This window comes from Paenibacillus athensensis, assembly GCF_004514475.2.
Lineage (GTDB): Bacteria > Bacillota > Bacilli > Paenibacillales > NBRC-103111 > Paenibacillus_AL > Paenibacillus_AL athensensis.
On the sequence record NZ_MYFO02000005.1, the window covers coordinates 318,684 to 338,654 of the forward strand.

Annotated in this window: 16 protein-coding genes; 12 read left to right on the plus strand and 4 right to left on the minus strand. The window is 58.7% G+C overall.

The window, feature by feature from the left end; all coding sequences use genetic code 11:
- Positions 1-66: 66 nt before the first annotated feature.
- From B5M42_RS12090 to gltB, 4 genes are all read right to left on the minus strand, one after another.
- Entirely contained in the window at positions 67-1,410 is a 1,344-nt protein-coding gene (locus B5M42_RS12090) for an ICP22 family protein (RefSeq protein ID WP_134751299.1), read from the minus strand.
- A 248-nt stretch (positions 1,411-1,658) separates the two neighbouring features.
- On the minus strand, positions 1,659-2,789 hold the full coding sequence (locus tag B5M42_RS12095) for a hypothetical protein (protein ID WP_134751297.1): 1,131 nt from the start codon (positions 2,787-2,789) through the stop codon (positions 1,659-1,661).
- A gap of 273 nt (positions 2,790-3,062) precedes the next feature.
- Positions 3,063-4,550 (minus strand): glutamate synthase subunit beta, encoded by a 1,488-nt coding sequence (locus B5M42_RS12100; protein WP_134751295.1) that lies wholly within the window; start codon positions 4,548-4,550, stop codon positions 3,063-3,065.
- A gap of 27 nt (positions 4,551-4,577) precedes the next feature.
- Positions 4,578-9,170, minus strand: a complete 4,593-nt coding sequence (gene gltB, locus B5M42_RS12105) for a glutamate synthase large subunit (protein ID WP_134751293.1) — start codon at positions 9,168-9,170, stop codon at positions 4,578-4,580.
- 280 nt (positions 9,171-9,450) lie between these two features.
- Here gltB and B5M42_RS12110 point away from each other — a divergent pair, with 280 nt between their 5' ends.
- The 12 genes from B5M42_RS12110 (at position 9,451) to B5M42_RS12165 (ending at position 19,922) form a co-directional block, all read left to right on the plus strand.
- The gene (locus tag B5M42_RS12110) at positions 9,451-10,074 is read left to right on the plus strand and encodes a TetR/AcrR family transcriptional regulator (RefSeq protein ID WP_167689741.1); all 624 of its coding nucleotides are present in this window, start codon (positions 9,451-9,453) and stop codon (positions 10,072-10,074) included.
- A 227-nt stretch (positions 10,075-10,301) separates the two neighbouring features.
- On the plus strand, positions 10,302-11,162 hold the full coding sequence (locus B5M42_RS12115) for an ABC transporter ATP-binding protein (protein ID WP_134751289.1): 861 nt from the start codon (positions 10,302-10,304) through the stop codon (positions 11,160-11,162).
- On the plus strand, positions 11,159-11,920 hold the full coding sequence (locus B5M42_RS12120; RefSeq protein ID WP_134751287.1) for a fluoroquinolone export ABC transporter permease subunit: 762 nt from the start codon (positions 11,159-11,161) through the stop codon (positions 11,918-11,920). The genes B5M42_RS12115 and B5M42_RS12120 overlap by 4 nt, the downstream gene beginning before the upstream one ends.
- Positions 11,917-12,210, plus strand: a complete 294-nt coding sequence (locus B5M42_RS12125) for a hypothetical protein (protein WP_134751285.1) — start codon at positions 11,917-11,919, stop codon at positions 12,208-12,210. Before B5M42_RS12120 ends, B5M42_RS12125 begins: the two co-directional genes overlap by 4 nt.
- On the plus strand, positions 12,153-12,647 hold the full coding sequence (locus B5M42_RS12130) for a hypothetical protein (RefSeq protein WP_167689739.1): 495 nt from the start codon (positions 12,153-12,155) through the stop codon (positions 12,645-12,647). The genes B5M42_RS12125 and B5M42_RS12130 overlap by 58 nt, the downstream gene beginning before the upstream one ends.
- 203 nt (positions 12,648-12,850) lie before the next feature.
- Positions 12,851-13,831, plus strand: a complete 981-nt coding sequence (locus B5M42_RS12135) for an HD domain-containing protein (protein ID WP_167689737.1) — start codon at positions 12,851-12,853, stop codon at positions 13,829-13,831.
- A 23-nt stretch (positions 13,832-13,854) separates the two neighbouring features.
- The gene (locus B5M42_RS12140) at positions 13,855-14,442 is read left to right on the plus strand and encodes a thymidine kinase (protein WP_134751279.1); all 588 of its coding nucleotides are present in this window, start codon (positions 13,855-13,857) and stop codon (positions 14,440-14,442) included.
- A gap of 149 nt (positions 14,443-14,591) precedes the next feature.
- A complete protein-coding gene (locus tag B5M42_RS12145) occupies positions 14,592-15,770 on the plus strand; it encodes an MGDG synthase family glycosyltransferase (RefSeq protein WP_268999165.1) in 1,179 nt (392 codons plus the stop codon).
- Positions 15,771-15,798: 28 nt separating this feature from the next.
- Positions 15,799-16,281 (plus strand): hypothetical protein, encoded by a 483-nt coding sequence (locus B5M42_RS12150; RefSeq protein WP_134751277.1) that lies wholly within the window; start codon positions 15,799-15,801, stop codon positions 16,279-16,281.
- Between the two features lie 396 nt (positions 16,282-16,677).
- On the plus strand, positions 16,678-17,679 hold the full coding sequence (locus tag B5M42_RS12155; protein WP_230632870.1) for a M23 family metallopeptidase: 1,002 nt from the start codon (positions 16,678-16,680) through the stop codon (positions 17,677-17,679).
- Positions 17,679-18,134: a bactofilin family protein gene (locus tag B5M42_RS12160; RefSeq protein ID WP_134751275.1), complete on the plus strand. Its 456-nt coding sequence runs from the start codon at positions 17,679-17,681 to the stop codon at positions 18,132-18,134. Before B5M42_RS12155 ends, B5M42_RS12160 begins: the two co-directional genes overlap by 1 nt.
- A gap of 258 nt (positions 18,135-18,392) precedes the next feature.
- The gene (locus tag B5M42_RS12165) at positions 18,393-19,922 is read left to right on the plus strand and encodes a glycosyl hydrolase (protein ID WP_134751273.1); all 1,530 of its coding nucleotides are present in this window, start codon (positions 18,393-18,395) and stop codon (positions 19,920-19,922) included.
- Positions 19,923-19,971 lie beyond the last annotated feature (49 nt).

Genomic DNA, 19,971 nt, shown 5'->3' on the forward strand with positions numbered 1-19,971 from the left:
GGCGGCCCACAGGCAAAAAAATAGCGATCGCCCTCCCGTTTACACGGGCGGACGATCGCTATTTGCTCAAGAAAACAACCGCTTGAAAAATGATTTTTTCTGCTTGCTATGCTTTTCCGTTCGCGTGTACCCGATCGCTGTCGCGGTATGTTCGATTCTAGCCAAAGGCGGCGCAGACGATGCCGGACGCATCGGCGGCAGCGCAATCGTCGAACGGTCCACGGGCGGAATCGGACGCTGTCGCGGCTGAGACGGCGACTCACTGCCGAAAGGCGCGAGCGTAACCGCTAGCGGCTCGGGAATCGCAGGCGGAGCCAGCGGGGCTGCTGCCACCGTCGCCCACTCCGACTGCAGCGTCGGCGAGCTGTACGGCCGCACACTTGTGCTTGCGCCATTGCCGGCAAGCGCATCCTCGCTAAGCGGCGTTGCTGCCGGCTCGCTCGGTTGCTCCGCAGCCTGCTCGCTCGACAGCTCCCACGTCGACTCCGATTGCTCCGCAGACAACTCACTCTCCAGCGCCAACGCCGATTCCGGTTGCTCCGCCGTCAACTCGCTCGCCAGCTCCCACGCCGCTTCCGGCTGCTCCGCCGACTGCTCGCTCGCCGACTCCGGTTGCTCCGTCGACTGCTCGCTCTCTAGCCCCCACGTCGATTCCGGCTGCCCGGCCTGCTCTTCAAACGAGCTGCCATCAAACGCACCGGCTCGTCCGGTTTCTTCCTGTCCGCTTTCATCCTGTTCGCTTTCATCCGCCGTTTCCGCTTGCACTGCCATCGTCTCAACCGCCCCGGCAGCTTCCTGCTCCTCGAGCTCCCGGCGAGTGATCCATCCGCTGTGCAGCTCGGCCCACACCGAAGCCTCCTCCAGCCATTCGCCGACAGTGTGCGCCTCGCGTTCCTCGAACGCTTCCGCCACCCAATGATGCGGCACGTCGGGCTCGTACTCCTCAGCAAAAGCTGCAGCGTCTTCCTCATCTTCAGCAGCGCCAACCCGCTCCAGCCCGCTTTCCTCACACGCTGCCTGATCCGCCGCACACGTCTGCGTGACCTCCGCGAGCAACGTAAGCGGCTCGTCCACCAAGCAGCTCACCGCCGCAGCAGCCTCTTCCGCCGCGCTGCACGCCCCAACCTCTGCAGCGTTTTTGCCCGCCACGCCAGCTTGAGGCATGCCGGCCAGCTGCTGCTCCAGCCAGTCCACGCGTGCCCTCAGCGCCGCCACCTGCTCCTGCAGCTCGCGAATCTGCTGCGCTCCCTCTCCGCTGGCCGAAGGCTGCTCAGTGGCCGTCTCTTCTCTGTCCTGCTCCAGCTTGTTTCCTCCCGACGTAAAAACCGCCTTCGCCCGGATCAGCCACTCGCCGTCGCGCGACAGCAGCGCTTTCAGCTCCGCCGGCGTTACAAAGTCTTCGCTGTTCATCCGTTCACCTCTTGGTATGCACGAACGGCCGCCTAACCGCCGTCGTGACGCTATGACTCTATTGTAACAGAAAGCGCAGCCATTTTTATAGTCATAGAAAAAGAAACCAGCAAAAAGACGCCCCCAACGGGAAGCGCCTGATTCCTGTAACCTCGAATGCCCGGTTCCTCTTTCGATGCAAACAACGGAAACGGGCGCAGCGCATGGCCTGTGTTTCATGCAAATCGACTCCGCCCACAACGACTCTCCTAAATTTCCTTGTTGCTCAACTCCATATATACGGCTCTAACATTCGGCATCGGAACCTCCGCCACCACGCCTTGCCACTCCTCAAACGTCATTTTCGTCAAATTCGCCGGATTCACACCGCATAAAGCCAGCTTCTCCCGCGAGCGCTTATGGTTCAGGAAATGCTGCAAAGCAATCGAAGTACCGCTGGTATATTTGTCAAAAATCTCATTTTGCATATTGTCAAAGAAATCGCGCTCAGCCTGCAACGCTTCTTGCTCCGCCAGTTCATTAGCTTCCTGTTTCTCGGCAATTCGCTTTTGAATCGCTTGCATATCTTCATCGGAAAGCTTGCTTTCGCCCATCGATTTGAAATTAATGCTCGGATACACCGATTCAGTAACAACCGGAATATGCACGTGATTGAGCCAGCTTCCCTTTTTATCCAAAATATGACCCGCACTATTACTGGCCGTAATGTCCACTAACGCAAATTGATCATCTGCCAGTTGAATCACCACATCCGGACGCGTGCCGTCCAGTAAATCGGTAACTTGCAGGTGAACGCCGTCCCAGCCGCCAATAACCGAGTTGACCATGCCTTCAATCACGTATCCCGCTGCCGTCGAAGGATGCATCGTCCACTTCCCGGAGTCGAATTCATACTTGCGCAGCTTGTACAAATCAATTTGCGCCTGACTGGCTCCATCATAATTGCCGCCCAGAAAACTGGAGTAGGCTTTTTCCACCTCAGCGTTCACTGCCTCTGCCTTCGCCAGCCCGTCCTGCACCAGCTTCTGCTCATCGGTCAGCTCGGCTTCTTCCTCTTCGTCGGCCCTGGCGTCCTCGACTTCCATCTTCGTATCCCCACCGCCTCCGCCACCACCGCCAGTCGGCTTATGGACAATGGTCCTCCGACGAATCACGTCGGCTGCTCCCCTCGAAACTGTCCGGCCTGCCTCTGTAGCGGCTGCTCCGCCCGAAACCGTCTGGCCCGTCGCTTCCGCTCCGCCTCCCGCTCCCTGCTGCAGCATTTGCCCGACCGCACGATTGCCAATCGTCCGCTGCAGCTGGACAATCCCTCCGGACAAGCTCGCAGCGCCCGAATGCGCATCCAAAGAAGCTTCTGTCGGCAATTCCTGCCGCTCCAACGAATGCTGTCCTTCCTTCGCGTTGATCTGCTTGCGTTCAAGAGCCTGTTTCGTCAGCTGAGCTCACCGCCGTTCCCCTTGTAAAATTGCACCGTCTGATTCTCTCTCTATTATCCCGACGATTCGTCAAAAAGTCTACAGCTCTAGCAGATTTTGGCGAAAATGATACGCTAACGCGATAGCAGCCACATTCCACGGCAAAAAGGCCCGCCGCCTGCTCCCCACGGAGCAAACGACGGACCTGATCCGGCGCGCGTTCAGCCGCACCGCATCTTATTTAGGCAGATTGGAGCTGCCCATCAAATACACATCAACCTCATGCGCTGCCGCACGGCCTTCATTAATCGCCCAGACGACCAAGCTTTGCCCGCGGCGCATGTCGCCGGCCGTATAAACGCCCGGTACGTTTGTCGCGAACTTGCCATATTCGGCCTTGGCGTTGGAACGCTCGTCTTTTTCGACGCCGAGCTGGTCCAGCACCGTATTTTCCGGTCCGGTGAAGCCCATTGCCAGCAGCACGAGCTGCGCCGGATACACCTTTTCGCTGCCCGGCACTTCAACCGGCACGAATTGGCCTTTGTCGTTTTTCTGCCATTCGATCAAGACGGTGTGCAGCTCTTTGACGTGGCCGTTTTCGTCGCCGACGAATTTCTTCGTCGAGATCAGGTACTGACGAGGGTCTTCGCCTTGCACCGCTGCCGCTTCCTGTTGACCGTAGTCGATTTTGTGCACCTTAGGCCATTCCGGCCACGGGTTGTTCGCCGGACGCGTATCCGGGGACTTGGGCATGATCTCAAATTGCGTCACGCTGTTGCATTTGTGACGAACCGAGGTGCCTACGCAGTCTGTGCCGGTATCGCCGCCGCCGATGACGACAACGTCTTTGCCTTCGGCCGAGATGTACTCGCCGTCGGCATGCTCGGAATCAAGCAGGCTTTTCGTGTTTTTGGACAGGAATTCCATCGCCAGATGGATGCCTTTCAGCTCGCGGCCTTCGATCGGCAGATCGCGGCCTTTCGTCGCACCGCCGCAAAGGACGATCGCGTCGAATTCCTCCTGCAGCTTTTCAACCGGATAGTTGACGCCGACATGCGCGTTCGTCACGAACGTCACGCCTTCGGCTTCCAGCAGATCGACACGGCGCTGCACGTATTTTTTGTCCAGCTTCATGTTCGGAATGCCGTACATCAAGAGACCGCCGATACGGTCGGCGCGCTCGTACACGGTCACCCAGTGACCGGCTTTGTTCAGCTGCGCGGCGCAGGCGAGTCCGGATGGACCGGACCCGATGACTGCCACCTTTTTGCCGGTGCGCGTTTCCGGAGGCTGAGGGGTGACCCAGCCCTCGGCGAAGCCTTTATCGATAATCGCTTTTTCAATGCTTTTGATTGTAACCGGCGTATCCTTCAAGCCGACCGTACAAGAGCCTTCGCACGGAGCCGGACATACGCGGCCTGTAAATTCAGGGAAGTTATTCGTCTTGTGAAGACGGTCCAGCGCCTCACGCCATTGTCCGCGGTACACCAGATCATTCCATTCCGGAATGAGGTTGTTTACCGGACAGCCGGCAGCCATACCGCTGATCAGCTTGCCCGTGTGGCAGAAAGGAATGCCGCAGTCCATGCAGCGCGCGCCCTGCGTTTGCAGCTTCTCGTCCGTCAGCGGCGTGGCGAATTCCTTCCAGTGAGTGATCCGCAGCAGCGGGGCGGCTTCGGACGCGACTTCACGACTATATTCCATAAAACCAGTAGGTTTACCCATTGCGCTTCCTCCAGTATGAATGTGGTATTAGTTTCCGCCTACGCGCGAAACGTCTTTCATGTTCGCCTCAAAAGCAACCATGACGGCTTCCTGTTGACTCAATCCGGAGCGCTTCACCTTCTCGATCGCTTCGAACATCCGCTTGTAGTCCTTAGGAATGACCTTGACGAACTTCCAGACATATTCATCCCAGTGGTTCAATACGCGATGAGCAACCGTGCTGTCTGTAAACGTCGCATGATGATGAATCATCGTTTTCAGCTCGTTCATTTCGTAGTTCTCTTCCAGCTGTTCCAGCAGGACCATTTCCTTGTTAACCTTGCTGGTGAACTCGCCGTGCTCATCGAGCACGTACGCGATGCCGCCGGACATCCCCGCCGCAAAGTTGCGGCCTGTCGGACCGAGCACGACTACCCGTCCGCCGGTCATATATTCGCAGCCGTGATCGCCCACGCCTTCGACAACGGCCCGCACGCCAGAGTTCCGCACGCAGAACCGCTCGCCCGCGATGCCCCGGATGTAGGCGTCGCCGTCCGTCGCACCGTAGAACGCCGTGTTGCCGATAATGATGTTGTCTTCAGGCACAAACGTCGATTTGCTCGACGGGAAAATCGCCAGCTTGCCGCCGGACAATCCTTTGCCGACGTAATCGTTGGCGTCGCCTTCCAGCGACAGCGTCATGCCCTTAGGCACGAAGGCGCCGAAGCTTTGGCCCGCGGAGCCGTTGAAATGCAGGCGGATCGTGTCGTGCGGCAGTCCTTCCGCTCCGTAGCGGCGCGTCACCTCGCTGCCGAGAATCGTGCCGACAACGCGGTTGACGTTGTGAATCGGCAGAATCGCGTGCACGTGCTCCTTGCGCTCCAACGCCGGCTCGGCGATTTGCAGCAGCTGCGTGACGTCGAGCGAACGCTCCAGACCGTGATCCTGCTCCATTTGGCAGTAGCGGCCCACGTCTTCGCCCATGTCCGGTTGATGCAGCAGCGGCGTCAGGTCGATGCCTTTGGCTTTCCAATGCGCTACGGCTTGCTTAGGCTCCAACGCATCGGTGCGGCCGACCATCTCTTCAATGGTGCGGAAGCCCAGCTGCGCCATCATTTCGCGCACTTCCTGCGCAATAAACGTCATGAAGTTAACGACATGCTGCGGATCGCCGGCAAATTTCTTGCGCAGCTCCGGATTTTGCGTCGCTACGCCGACCGGGCACGTATCCAGATGGCAGACGCGCATCATGATACAGCCAATCGTCATCAGCGGCGTCGTTGCGAAGCCGAACTCCTCGGCGCCGAGCAGTGCAGCAACGACAACGTCGCGGCCGGTCATCAGCTTGCCGTCGGTTTCTACGACGATCCGGCTGCGCAGGTTGTTCAGCACGAGCGTCTGATGCGTCTCGGCCAGACCCAGCTCCCACGGCAGACCGGCGTGACGGATGCTCGTTTGCGGCGATGCGCCGGTGCCGCCGTCATAACCGGAGATCAGCACGACATCCGCTTTGCCTTTGGCCACGCCGGCAGCAATCGTGCCGACTCCAACTTCGGATACGAGCTTGACGCTGATCCGGGCGCGCGGGTTGGCGTTCTTGAGATCGTGGATCAGCTCGGCCAAATCCTCGATCGAATAGATGTCATGGTGCGGCGGAGGCGAGATCAAGCCTACGCCCGGCGTTACGCCGCGCACTTCGGCTACCCACGGGTAAACCTTGGAGCCCGGCAGCTGGCCGCCTTCGCCCGGCTTGGCGCCCTGCGCCATTTTAATTTGGATTTCGTCGGCGTTCACCAGATAGTTGCTCGTGACGCCAAAACGTCCCGAAGCTACCTGCTTGATCGCGCTGCGGCGCAAATCGCCGTTTTCGTCCGGCGTGAAGCGCTCCGGATGCTCGCCGCCTTCGCCGGTGTTGCTTTTGCCGCCGATGCGGTTCATCGCAATGGCCAGCGTCTCGTGCGCTTCCTTGCTGATCGAGCCATAGGACATCGCGCCGGTTTTGAACCGTTTGAAAATGGCTTCAATCGGCTCCACCTCTTCAATCGGCACGGGCTGGCGATCACTTTTGAAGCTCAGCAGGCTGCGCAGCGCCATATATTTTTCGTCTTCCTTTTGCGACAGCTTGACGAAGTTTTTGTACATGGCATAGTTGTTGGTGCGGACAGCCGTTTGCAGCGCATGCACCGTTTCCGGCGTGTAGATGTGCTCTTCGCCATCTTTGCGCCATTGCAGATCGCCGCCTGTGTCGAGCACAAGGTCGCGGCCCTCCTGCGCAGAGAACGCGCGCTTGTGACGGATCAGCGCCTCTTCGGCGACCGTTTCGATGCCGATGCCGCCCACCGGCGTGAACGTCCATGTGAAATATTTGTCAACCAGCGCTTGGCTCAAACCAATCGCTTCGAAAATTTGCGCGCCCCGGTAGCTTTGAATGGTTGAGATGCCCATTTTGGCCAAAACCTTGACGACGCCCTTCGTACAAGCCTTGATGTAGTTGTATTCTGCCTTCTCCACATCGATACCGACCAGCTGATTGCGGCGGATCATGTCGTCAAGCGTCTCCAGTGCCAGATACGGGTTGATCGCGCCCGCGCCGTAGCCGAGCAGCAGCGCAAAATGATGCACCTCGCGCGGTTCGCCGGACTCGATCAGCAAGCTGACCTTCGTGCGCGTGCCTTCGCGAATCAGATGGTGGTGCAGGCCGGCCGTCGCCAGCAGCGCCGGAATCGGCGCGCGCTGCGCGTCCACGCCGCGGTCGGACAAAATCAGAAGCGAAGCTCCGCCTTCAATCGCTTGGTCAGCGGCTGCATACAATTGTTGCATCGCCGACTCCAGACCGGCTGTGCCTTCGGCTGCTTCGAACAACGTCGGCAGCGTCACGGTTTTGAAGCCGTCGCGCTGGATGTGGCGCAGCTTCGCCAGCTCGGCGTTCGTCAGGAACGGCGTCTTCAGGCGGATCTGGCGGCAGCTCTCCGGCTGCGGATCGATCAGATTGCGCTCTGCGCCGATTGTCGTCGCTTGCGCCGTAATAATTTCCTCAAAGTTCGCGTCAATCGGCGGATTCGTAACCTGGGCGAACAGTTGCTTGAAATAGTTGTAAAGCAGCTGCGGACGGTCCGACAAAACAGCCAGCGGCGCGTCGGTGCCCATCGAGCCGATCGGATCTACGCCGGTGCGGGCCATCGGCTCCAGCGTTTTGCGCATTTGCTCGAACGTGTAGCCAAAAGCGTGCTGACGCTGCAGCACTGTGTCGTGGTCGGAGCCAAGTACGATTTCCGCTTCCGGCAGCTCCTCCAGCGAAATCAGATGCTCCTTGACCCAATCCTGGTAAGGCTGCTCGCTGATAATGCGGCTTTTGATCTCCTCGTCGGAGACGATGCGGCCTTCCACAGTGTCCACCAGCAGCATCCGGCCCGGCGTCAAGCGGTCTTTGCGCAGAATACGCTCCGGCGAAATATCGAGCACGCCGACTTCGGACGCCAACACGATCAGATCGTCCTTGGTCACATAATAGCGGGAAGGACGCAGACCGTTACGGTCAAGCACCGCGCCGATAATGCTGCCGTCGGTGAAAGCAATCGCCGCCGGACCGTCCCACGGCTCCATCAAGGTGCTGTGATATTCGTAGAATGCGCGTTTCTCGGCATCCATCGTTTCGTGCTTGGACCAAGGCTCGGGAATCATCATCATGGCGGCATGCGGCAAGGAACGACCGGACAGCATCAGGAACTCCAGCGTGTTGTCAAACATCTGCGAGTCGGAGCCGTCGGTGTCAATAATCGGAAGCACACGCTTGAAATCATCGCCGAACACATCGGTGTCGCACATCGCCTGACGGGCGTGCATCCAGTTGACGTTGCCGCGCAGCGTATTGATTTCGCCGTTATGGATCAGGTAGCGGTAAGGATGGGCGCGTTCCCAGCTCGGGAACGTATTGGTGGAGAAACGGGAGTGGACGAGCGCCAGCGCCGTTTCCACGGCCGGATCCTGGAGCTCCAGATAATAGGCGTCGACCTGCTCGGGAGTGAGCATGCCTTTATAAACAATTGTTCTGCTGGACAAGCTGGAAAAATAAAATTGCGCCCCGCTATGCATGCTGCGGACAGCGTTTTCAATCAATTTGCGAATGACGTACAGCTTGCGTTCGAAATTGAGATTGCCCTCGACATCGGCGCTTTGTCCGATGAAGACTTGACGGATGAACGGCTCGGCCGACTTGGCCGAATCGCCGAGGCTGCTGTTATCGACAGGCACGGTTCTCCAGCCCAGAAGCTGCTGGCCTTCCCCGCGGATCATGTTTTCCACAATATCTTCGCAAGATTGGCGAATTGCCGCATCCTGCGGTAAATACAGCATCCCTACGCCGTAGCTGCCCGATGCCGGCAGATCAATGCCGAGCTCGCCGCAAGCGCTGCGCAGATAGCCGTCCGGAATTTGCATCAAAATGCCGGCGCCGTCGCCTGTATTCGTTTCACAGCCTTGGCCCCCGCGATGATCTAAATTGCAAAGCACGCGCAGTGCCTGCTTGACGATTTCATGCGATTTGACGCCCTTGATGTTGGCGACGAAGCCGATGCCGCAGGCGTCTCGTTCGAACTGAGGATCGTACAGCCCCTGTTTAGGAGGTAACCCGTTTCTTGTCATGTTGTGCAACCTTTCTCTACCGAATTTTGTCAGCTTGCATGCTTTGTCCGATGTACGCTTTAAAGTATTAAACCCAAAATCACGCAAAAAGCCGCTATTTCACCTGATTAGCCAAAAAAAGACAACTCTAGCGCCAGTGAAATAGTCTCAATATTTTTTATATTATATTAACACTTGAAGTAGTTTAGTTCAATTAAAAAAAATATATAATGAAGCGCTTTCCCTGCTTGCCAAACGGCCATAGATCGCGTAAATTAAAAGTGAATGGAGGTTCACTATTGTGCAGGTTTTAAAAGATGACATTCGCAGAGCGATCGTCCGCACCGCCCAGGCGGTTTTTCTGGAGCGCGGCTTCGAGGAAAGCTCTATGAAGGAAATCGCCTCCCGGGCCGGCGTGTCCGTAGGCAATCTTTACCGTTACTATCCGCAAAAGGAAGCATTGTTTGAAGCCGTCACTCTGCCGGCTTACGCCATGTTATCCGCGCTGATCGGCGAGCATGGCGCCGCAGACGCCCAACTGGCCGGGCTGCGCGAGCCCGGCGCCATGCTGGAGCAGCTGGGGACGCTGCTGGGCGGCGTGCTGGAGCAGTGCCGCGAGCCGCTGCTGATTCTGCTGTACGGCAGCCGGGGGACGAAGCAGGAAGGCGTGAAGGAGCAGCTCTTCGAGCAATTGGCGGCGCATGTGCTGGAGCACATGAAATCGGCGCGCCATATGACGGAGAACGGGAAGGATGCCGCTCAGCCAGCGGTGCAGTTCGATGCCGGAGCGGCCCGGCCGGTTGCCGTCGCCTTCCTGGAGGGCTATCTGGAAATCATTCGTCTGCACGCCGACCCGCAGCGCATTCAAAGCTTGACCCGCCAGTATATCAGCCTATGGTTTATGGGCCTGCGTCAGCTGCTTTAGCAGCCGGCCGGGCTGTTTTTCAGCATCAAAAGCGAACCGCAATTCATTTTTTAAGCATGAGAGTCACCAGGCAGTTGGAACAACGTCATTGGCCGCCTTTGCAGGCACATTTTTGCCCCTTATGGGTTTCTGCCATCAAGAACATCTGGCTGCAACAGCGAGTAAAAGCCGCTATCGACCGGGGATCGCTTGTTGTTCACCGGATTTTTAAAAAGGAGACGATTAACATGATCCATGTGGATAACTTGACTTACGCATATCCCAGGCAAGCGGAGCCTGCCCTGCACGAGCTTATCTTCACGATCGGCAGCGGAGAAATCTTCGGATTTCTCGGACCGTCCGGCGCCGGCAAAAGCACCACGCAGAAGCTGCTGACCGGACTGCTGCACAGCTACAGCGGCAGCGCCCGCGTGTTCGGCAGCGAGCTGCGCCGCAAGCCGCGCGACTTCTACGAGCGCATCGGCGTCGCTTTCGAGTTTCCTAACTTTTATCAAAAATTCACTGCGCTCGAAAATTTACAGCATTTTCGCTCGCTGTACAAGAGCAAGACGCTCGACCCGATGGAATGCCTTGCCCGGTTCGGGCTGGCAGACGCCGCCCATCTCAAGGTGGCGCAATTCTCCAAGGGTATGCGGATGCGTCTCAACGTCTGCCGGGCGCTGCTGCACGATCCCGAGCTGCTGTTTCTCGACGAGCCGACCTCGGGCCTTGATCCCGTTAATGCCGAGGCGATGAAACAGCAGTTCATGGAGCTGCGCGCCCAGGGCAAGACGATTGTGCTGAACACGCACAATATGCACGCCGCCGACGAGCTATGCGACCGCGTCGCGTTTCTCGTCGACGGGCGCATCCGGCTGATCGACTCGCCCCGCGAGCTGAAACTGCGCTTCGGCAACCGTAAGATTCGGGTCGAATATGTCGGCGAGGCCGGGAAAACCGGCTCGCGCGACTTCGACCTGCACGGCATCGGCCACAATCCGGATTTTACCGAGCTGCTGCGTACCCGCCCTATCGAAACGATTCATTCACAGGAAGCGACGCTGGAGCACATTTTCATTCAGGTTACGGGAAGGAGCTTGACGACATGAAAGATTGGATTGCTCCTGTTGGCGCGGAATCCGCTCTGCGGCGAACTGCGGCGGCTCTGCTGTTCGACCTCCGCTTCCAGTGGCGTCATGGCTTCTACTATGCCTACATGCTGCTGTGCGCGCTGTACATCGCCTTGCTGAATTTTGTGCCCGACGACTATCTTACGCGCACCATCATCCTGCTGACCTTCTCCGACCCGAGCGCGCTCGGCTTGCTGTTCGCCGGCGGCCTCCTGCTGCTGGAGCGAGGCCAGGGCCTTCACGACTGCCTGTTCATGACGCCCTTGCGCCTGAGCGAATATTTGCTCGGCAAAGCCCTCTCACTCGCGCTGCTGTCGGCAGCCGCCGCCTTCGCCGTTCACATCTGCAGCGCCGGCTGGCCCCCGCATCCCGAGCTGCTGGCTGCCGGCGTGATGCCGACCTCGGCCTTCTTCACGCTGATCGGCCTGACGCTCGCAGCGCACTGCCGCACGCTCAACGGCTTTATTCTGCTGACGCAAGCCGGCGCCCTGATCTTCGTCCTGCCGCTGCTCGGCTATCTGGGCCTCGCTCCTGACAGCCCGCTCTACGGGCTGCTGCCGACCCGGGCCACGCTGCTGCTGCTCGACGATGCATACCGGCAAACCCGTTCAACGGGCGATCTGGCCGTGTCGGCACTATCGCTGCTGCTGTGGCTGGCCGCCGCTTTCGCTCTGGCCCGGCGTACGCTGCGCGTTACAACGCGGGAGCATGCAGGACGAGGAGGACAGCCCGCATGAACAAATACGCTGCGTTGCTGCACCGCGATCTTCACGGATTGTATCGCGACCCGCTGCTGCTGACCGGGCTGCTCGGCCCACTGTCGCTGCTGCTGCTGGCCCGCTTCGGCTTCCCGGCGCTGAACGCCGCACTGGTGGCGCTGACGCCCGTACGTCTGGACGCATACGCGCCGTTTGCCGCCATGCTGCTCGTTTCTGTCATTCCGATGCTGATTGGGCTGATGAGCGGCTTATGCTGCTGGAGGAGCGCGACGAACGGATGCTGCTGTACTACACCGTCACGCCGCTGAAGCGCCGGGGCTACCTGCTGGCTCGCCTGCTGCTGCCGACGGGGCTGGCCGCTGTCTGGTCGGCACTGTTTCTTAACAGCTCCGGGCTCGCCGCTCCGACCGCGCAAACATGGCCGGCCCTGCCGCTGCTGGCGCTCGAAGCGCCGCTGTTCGCTCTGCTGCTCGCCGGGCTCGCCGCCAATAAGGTTGAGGGGCTGGCGCTCTCCAAGCTGGGCGGTCTCTTCATTGCCGCACCCGTTGTCTTCTACCTCCTCCCTCGTCCTTGGGCTTACGCGGCTGCGCTGCTGCCGAACTACTGGACCGCCCTCTGCTACGACATCGGCTCGCGCGCCAACGGCTTCCCGCCGCAGCTGGCGGCGGCGTTCACAGCAGGGCTGGTCTTGCACCTGCTTCCGCTCGCCCTGTTACTCGCGCGCTTTATCCGGCGGCCGGATTAATCCGGGGCTCGCGCCGCTTTGGCCTTTGGCCAGACGGCGCGAGCCCTTTTGCTGTGGCTGCACTCCTTCCCGCAGCCCCCTGAACCGGGCGGCATCCCGCCGTTTTTTCGTGTGGAAGCAATAGCGAAGCCGCCGCATTTCATGCTATGATAGCTAAAGCCCGCACGCACGCAACCAGAGAACGCATCAAGGAGGAACCTTGTTTGAGCTTACAGCATACGTTTCCTGCCGGCCGCATTTGGGAGCCCTTGTATCGCTGGGAAACGGAAGCGCATCCCGTCGAAATCGAATTGTTCCGCTGCAGGCCGGTCAGGCGCTTGAAATTTTTACATCATTTTGGAGCATCCGCGCTGTCATCGCCGATGAATCATTCGCGTCTGGAGCATACAGTCGGCGTCTGGTCGCTCATGGCGCGCATGCTGCCCGGCGAGCTGCATCTGCGCATTGCCGCCTTGCTGCACGATATCGGGCATCTGCCCTTCTCCCACGCCGTTGAACGGACGCTGGGCTTCAATCACCACGAACGCACGGCCGAGCTGATTGATAGCGGCGAAGTCGCGCTTATTTTACGCAAATACGGCATCAGCCCGGAAGCCATTCTGACGCTGCTGCGTCAGGACAGCCCGCTGAAGAACGGCTCCGCGCTGATGGGGCTGGATCATCTGGACAGCTTCCTGCGCGATACGGCCGCTGCCGGACGCGGTGCGCTTGCAACGTGCGAGCTGGTCCACGGCCTGAGGCTGCGAGGCGATTACGTTGAAGCCGACGCGGAGACGGCGCTGCCGCTGGTCTTGATCGTCGCCGAGCATCACAAGCTGGCGCTGGCGCCGGCCGTGCTGGCAATGGATGCGCTGCTGGCCAAAGCGGTCAGCAAGCACTGCGAAGCGGTCCCCGGCTTCAAAGGGCTCATTCCCGGCATGCTCGACCAAGAGCTGATATACGCGCTGCAAACCAGCGAAGCCGCCGAGGCGCGCGCGCTGATCGATCTGCTGCTGTATGAGCCGCACCGCATCGGCATTCATCACGAGCCGCAGCCCGGCAGCATCCAGGTCCGTATCGGCAGACTGCAGCCCAAGGAGCCGCTGGTCGCCGGGCTGCCGGCCGCCGAAGCAAGCGCCGAAGCCGCGCAGCTGCTGGCCGAGCTGGACAGCTTGACCCGCGACTATTTCATTACCTGTCCGTAACCTCAGGGAAAGGAAGAGCTGCTTTGGCCAAATTATATTTTCGCTACGGTACGATGAACAGCGGCAAGTCGATTGAGGTACTCCGCGTTGCCCACAACTACGAGGAGCAGGGCAAAAAAGCGCTGCTTCTGACCCCGGCCATCGACGACCGCTTTGGCATCGGCCGCGTCTCGTCGCGCATTGGCATGTACAAAAACGCCCTCGTCATCTCCGACGACCTTGATATGGTCGCGCTGGCCCGCGCCGAGCAGCCCAATTGCATCCTGATTGACGAAGCGCAGTTTCTGAACGGACAGCAGGTCGATCAGCTGATCGAGATCGTCGATGAATGGAATATTCCCGTCATCGCTTATGGCTTGCGCGCCGACTTCCTCGGACAGCTGTTCCCGGGCAGCAGCCGGCTGCTTGCTGTAGCCGACACGATTGAAGAGATCAAAACCGTCTGCTGGTACTGCGACAAAAAAGCGATCATGAATATGCGCTGCAAGGACGGTCAGCCTGTTTTTTCCGGAGAGCAGATTCAAATTGGCGGCAACGAAAGCTATGTGCCGGTCTGCCGCAAATGCTATCGCGCCCAGCGTCGGCAGAAGCAAGCAGCGCACACCGAATAAGCGGCGCCTGAACGCTGACGCGTCAGCGGCTTTTTGGGGTCCAGCGTTAGGTTTGTGAAGGGTTGCGGTTGGCAATAACGTCTAATAGGATAATTGAGAAGTTAACAGGGGGCCACGCTTGGCGCGCCCCCGCCAGGAAGGTGATTCCCTTGCGAAAAAAACGGGTTTTGCTGTTGTCCGAAGGCTTCGGCAAAGGTCATACGCAAGCTGCTCACGCCTTGTCAGCAGAGCTGCGGCAAGCCTCCGCAGACATCAATACGCGGGTTATGGAGCTTGGCTCTTTTTTGAATCCGACATTAGCTCCGCTGGTGCTGTCGGCTTTCCGGCACACCGTCACCTCACAGCCCAAGCTGTATGGCATGCTCTACCGCAAGCAGCATAAAAAATCATGGAACCGCGTCACCGGCATGGCGCTGCACCGCTTGTTCTATTCGCAAACCAAGGCAGTGATCGGCCAGCTCCGCCCCGATCTCGTCATTTGTACGCATCCCGTGCCGAATGTGATCGTTTCCCGCCTGAAACGCGCTGGCTTGAATGTGCCTTTATTCACCGTGATTACCGATTACGACGCCCACGGCTCCTGGATCGATCCGGCTGTGGACAAGTATCTGGTCTCTACGCCCGAGGTGCGCGAGCAGTTGATCGGCCGGGGCGTGCCGGAGGCGCATGTCGAAGTGACGGGAATCCCGGTGCATCCGGACTTTCGGCGCTCGCTCAGCCGCGAGCAGATCCGCAGCCAGTTCGGGCTCAGCGATTTGCCTACGGTGATGATGATGGGCGGCGGCTGGGGATTGTTGAAGGAAGAGAAAGCGGAGCTGCTGCATTATGTCGCCGGCTGGCGCGAGCATTTGCAGCTGGTCATTTGTCTGGGCACGAACGACAAGGCCCGGGCAAGGCTTCTGGAAGAAGATGCGTTCCGTCATCCCAACGTGCATCTGATCGGCTTTACGCGGGAAATCGACAAGCTGATGGAGGTTTCCGACCTGCTGATCACCAAGCCGGGCGGCATGACCTGCACCGAAGCGATGGCCAAAGGCATTCCGATGCTCTTCTACAGTCCGATTCCCGGGCAGGAAGAGCAGAACAGCCACTATTTCGAGGAAATGGGCTTCGGTCAGACGATTACCTCGCTGGAGATGGTCGATCACTGGTTCAAGCTGCTGCTGGAGCAATATCCGCTGCTGGCGAAGCGGCGCTCGGATATTCGCAGCCAGCAAAGCGTGCAGACGCAAATCTGCTCGCATACGATTATCCGCTATCTGCAGCTGACCGAAAACCGCTCATACATATCGTCATCATCCAAAACACCGCTCATACAATGGTATTAATCTATTGTAAGGGGGCGGTGTTTTCGCTATGCAGCCGCTTGGACCTGCGGGAAAAATTGCGATCTGGACGTATTTGCTGCTATGGTTCGTCGGCAGCCTATGGCTGATGGCGCTGCTCGGCAGCAGTACGATTGCGGGCAAATGGCTTGGCGTCAACTTCGACATGTACCGGGTATACGCGAGCTGCGGCTTTGCCGGAGCGCTCGGCGGCTCGCTCTACGCGCTGCGGATGTTTCACCAGCATTACGAAGCGCTAACCGGCAAATGGCTGTTCTGGTACGCCATGCGACCCATTCTCTGCTTCGGCTCGGCCATCGTTACGATTGTGCTGTTCGAGAGCGGCATTTTGCTGCTTCAGGTCGGCGACTCGATGGCTGCGCGCATCAGCGTGGCGTTCCTGACCGGCTACGGTTACGGGAAATTTATGGAAAAGCTGCGCGCGCTGACAGAAACGTTCTTTAATGGTGAAAGCTCTGGCAGCGGCGGCGGCAGCGACATGGACCGCAAATAGCCGGCCGTGCGTTCCCTTTAGCAACGTTCTCCCTCAGCAGCTTTACCTTCACATCGGCCCCGGAAAGCGGCGCCCGGATCGCCCGAACGGGCGGCTTCCTCCGAGGGCCGCTTTCAGTCTGATCTGTTTGGCCCCCTGCGACCCGGCCCGTTGCCCGGGACTTTGCGGGAGCTGCGGCCCGACCACCCCTTCCCTCCATTCTGCCCGGCCTGCCGATCCCGCAGCCCGCCACTCTCCCCGGTCCTCCAGGCCTCTCGTCCTGCCGTTCTCCCCCGTCCCTCTTGTCAGCTCTGCCTACCCGCTCCGGCCTGCCCAATAAAATTGGTATGCTTCGCGCCATTGACGAATACAATCGAATCAAAGGGGGACCAAGCTACGGAAAGGAAGGGGATCGCCTTGAAGCTCGTCTGGAAGAAGCAGGAGCTTACCTTGATGATCATCCCCGGCGCCAACCGTCGAACCGTTCGGCTCCAGCTTCCGCAAAGCAGCTTGTATGTGGTGCCGGGTACGCTGCTTTTGGTTGTGATCGGCTTTTTCGTCACGATTTTTGTCATGAATTCGCACTTCCACCATACGACGGACTCCATGCAATCTTCGTTCGACGGCCAAGAACGCCTGCTGGCCGATCAGATTACGCTCAAGGACAACGAACTCGAGCAGTTGCAGGGCGATTTGATCGACATGTCGCAGCAGGCCGCCGAATTTCGCGCCAAGCTGGAGGACATCAAGAAGCTGCAAAAAGTCGTGGAGCTGATGACCCACACGCAGGGGACAAGCAAAAGCAGCGCAGACCCGGCCATTCCGCCGGCTGCCGGTGTGGCCAAGGATGTCGGGGGCGCGGAGACAGCCGTCACGCCGGAGGAAGTCGCGCGAATGGTCAGCGAGACGAGACACGGACTCAGCGCCCTCGTTGCCGACGTGAACGATACGCTGGCCAGCCTGACCGACGCCGAGGCCAGATTGCAGGAAGCCGAGCGGCTACAGCGGATTACGCCGACGCTGTATCCGGCCGATTCGCGTACCGTGACGTCGGGCTTCGGCATTCGCCGCGACCCGTTCACGCAACGTCCGGCCATGCATGCCGGCATCGATTTCGACGGCGAGCTGAACGACCCGGTCTACGCCACGGCGGAAGGAACGGTCGTTGAGGCCGGCTTTGACAGCCTGCACGGCAATCACATCATCCTCGATCACACCCGCGGGCTGCAGACCGAATACATGCACATGACCAAGCTGCTGGTCAAAGCCGGTCAAGCCGTGGCCAAGGGCCAGCAAATCGGGCTGATCGGCTCGACGGGCCGCAGTACGGGGACTCATCTGCATTATGAGGTGCACCGGTACGGCGTCCAGATCGATCCCGCCCCCTTTCTCATTTCGGACAGAAAGGATGAACGCTAATGCTAGGTAATGCAAAACCCCGCCGCATCGACGCCCGCACGACCGACACCCTGATCGGCGAAAGCACAATTTTCGAAGGCAAAATCGTCTCGGAGGCCAGCTTGCGCGTCGAAGGACAGCTTGTCGGCGACATTGAATGCGCCGGAGACGTCACCATTGGCGAAAATGCCGTCTTGCAGTCCAACATTCACGGCCGTGACGTCATTATCGCCGGCAAGGTGCGCGGCAACGTGCATACGAAGGGCAAGCTGGTTGTCACCAGCTCCGGCCTGCTCGTCGGCAACATCGAGGTGCGCTCCTTTGTCATTGAAGAGGGTGGCGTTTTTCAAGGCATGAGCACGATGAGTCCGGCGGCGTCCGGCAACGAACGCGGCTCAGGCGCAGGTGGAGGCAAGGTTTACGAGGCGAAAGCTCACAAGCAGCAAAAAAGCGAGCAGCAGGCTGCCAGCGGCTAAGCCGCCCCCAAACAGACAGCAGTTCAAGACACCTTCCTTCACGGAGCATCGGGTCGTATCCGGCCGGCTTCGGGAGGAGGGTGTTTTTGTGTGGGCTGCCCTCCTTTCGCCGGTATCAATATGCTAACAAAAAATATTTTTGTTAGCATATTGATATGTATCATTAACTAATATTATTATATAAGTAAGCGCTTTCTTTACTAACGTTTGGATGATCCAAATTGAAATCCGATTTCACATGACAAAGGAGTGTACACGATGAACAAGATCTGGAGTCTTTTATTAACGTTCGCTCTCTTGGCTTCTTTGGCTCCCGCCGCATGGGCCCATACCGTCTCTCCAGCCAACGCCAACGCATCCCAGAAAACGAAGGATACCTTGAACTGGCTGGCCCATCTGCCCAATCGCGCCGATAACAAAGTCGTGTCCGGCTTTTTCGGCGGATACAGCAACAGCGGCTTTAGCACGACCCAGCTTGAATCGCTCAAATCGGCAACCGGCCAATATCCCGGCATCTTCGGCTGCGACTACGGCTCCGGCTGGGCGACAGCCAGCGATCCGACTACGCTGATCAACTACAACTGCAATTCAACGTTGAAGTCCTATGCAGCAAGCGGCGGTCTGGTCACCGTCAACGTCCATTATCCAAGCCCCGGCTATTCTACAGGCGGTAACCTGAACACCAAGCTGGGCAATTTCAGCGACCTGTTAAATACGAACACCGACACTGGAAAAAGATGGCGCGCTTACCTCGACAAAACCGCTGCCGGTCTGGCCGATCTGCAAAGCGCCGGCGTAACCGTTCTGTGGCGTCCGTTCCATGAAATGAACGGCGACTGGTTCTGGTGGGGCAATCAAGACGCCGCCACGTTCAAGAACGTCTGGATCAACATGTACAATTACTTCACGCAAACCAAAGGCCTGAACAACCTGATCTGGATTTACGCGCCGGACTTCAGCCGCGGCAACCGCACCGCCTACTATCCGGGCGGCAGCTATGTCGATATTGTCGGACTCGACGCCTACGACGACAATCCGGCCAATAACGTTACCGGCTACAGCGAGCTGACCGGACTCGGCAAACCGTTTGCTTTCGCAGAAATCGGTCCGGACTCGACAGGCTCCTTCGATTACACCAAATGGATCAATGCGATCAAAACGAAATTCCCGAATACCGTCTACTTCTACGCCTGGAATGACGGCTGGGCTCCGCAAAACAATTACAATGCCTCATCTCTGATGAACGATGCCTGGACCGTCAATCGCGGCGAAATCAATCTTGCTCAAATAACGGAATCGGGCGGCTCATCCGGAGGTTCTTCCGGCGGCTCAGCAACGACATTGTTCAATTTTGAGAACAGCACGCAAGGCTGGACAGGCAACAACGCGTCCGGCGGACCTTGGTCGGTTACCGAATGGGCGGCTAGCGGCTCGTATTCACTGAAAGCCGATATCAATCTTGGCGCAGCGACAAAAACGTATTACCTCTCCAACGCGTCCGCGCAAAATTTCAGCGGCAAAACGGCCCTGAAGGCCACCGTCAAAACCGCGACATGGGGCTCCTTCGGCAGCGGCATGACAGCCAAGCTGTATGTCAAAACCGGCAGCTCGTATCAATGGTATGACAGCGGCAGCGTCTCGATCAGCTCCTCGGCAGTCACGCTCAGCCTGCCGCTTTCGGGGATCGCAAATCTGGGAGATGTCCGCGAAGTCGGCGTACAGTTCCTTGGCGCTGCGAATGGCAGCGGCACCTCCAGTATCTATGTGGATAACGTTACGCTTCAATAAATAGCGTCCATGACAAAAGGCTCCGTTCCCTGATGTGGAAACGGAGCCT

Bases quoted from the DNA above. Each gene is read 5' to 3' on its own strand.
- B5M42_RS12090 (WP_134751299.1), bottom strand. From the start codon at position 1,410: ATGAACAGCGAAGACTTTGTAACGCCGGCGGAGCTGAAAGCGCTGCTG.
- B5M42_RS12100 (WP_134751295.1), bottom strand. From the start codon at position 4,550: ATGGGTAAACCTACTGGTTTTATGGAATATAGTCGTGAAGTCGCGTCC.
- gltB (WP_134751293.1), bottom strand. From the start codon at position 9,170: ATGACAAGAAACGGGTTACCTCCTAAACAGGGGCTGTACGATCCTCAG.
- B5M42_RS12115 (WP_134751289.1), top strand. From the start codon at position 10,302: ATGATCCATGTGGATAACTTGACTTACGCATATCCCAGGCAAGCGGAG.
- B5M42_RS12120 (WP_134751287.1), top strand. From the start codon at position 11,159: ATGAAAGATTGGATTGCTCCTGTTGGCGCGGAATCCGCTCTGCGGCGA.
- B5M42_RS12125 (WP_134751285.1), top strand. From the start codon at position 11,917: ATGAACAAATACGCTGCGTTGCTGCACCGCGATCTTCACGGATTGTAT.
- B5M42_RS12130 (WP_167689739.1), top strand. From the start codon at position 12,153: ATGCTGCTGGAGGAGCGCGACGAACGGATGCTGCTGTACTACACCGTC.
- B5M42_RS12150 (WP_134751277.1), top strand. From the start codon at position 15,799: ATGCAGCCGCTTGGACCTGCGGGAAAAATTGCGATCTGGACGTATTTG.
- B5M42_RS12160 (WP_134751275.1), top strand. From the start codon at position 17,679: ATGCTAGGTAATGCAAAACCCCGCCGCATCGACGCCCGCACGACCGAC.
- B5M42_RS12165 (WP_134751273.1), top strand. From the start codon at position 18,393: ATGAACAAGATCTGGAGTCTTTTATTAACGTTCGCTCTCTTGGCTTCT.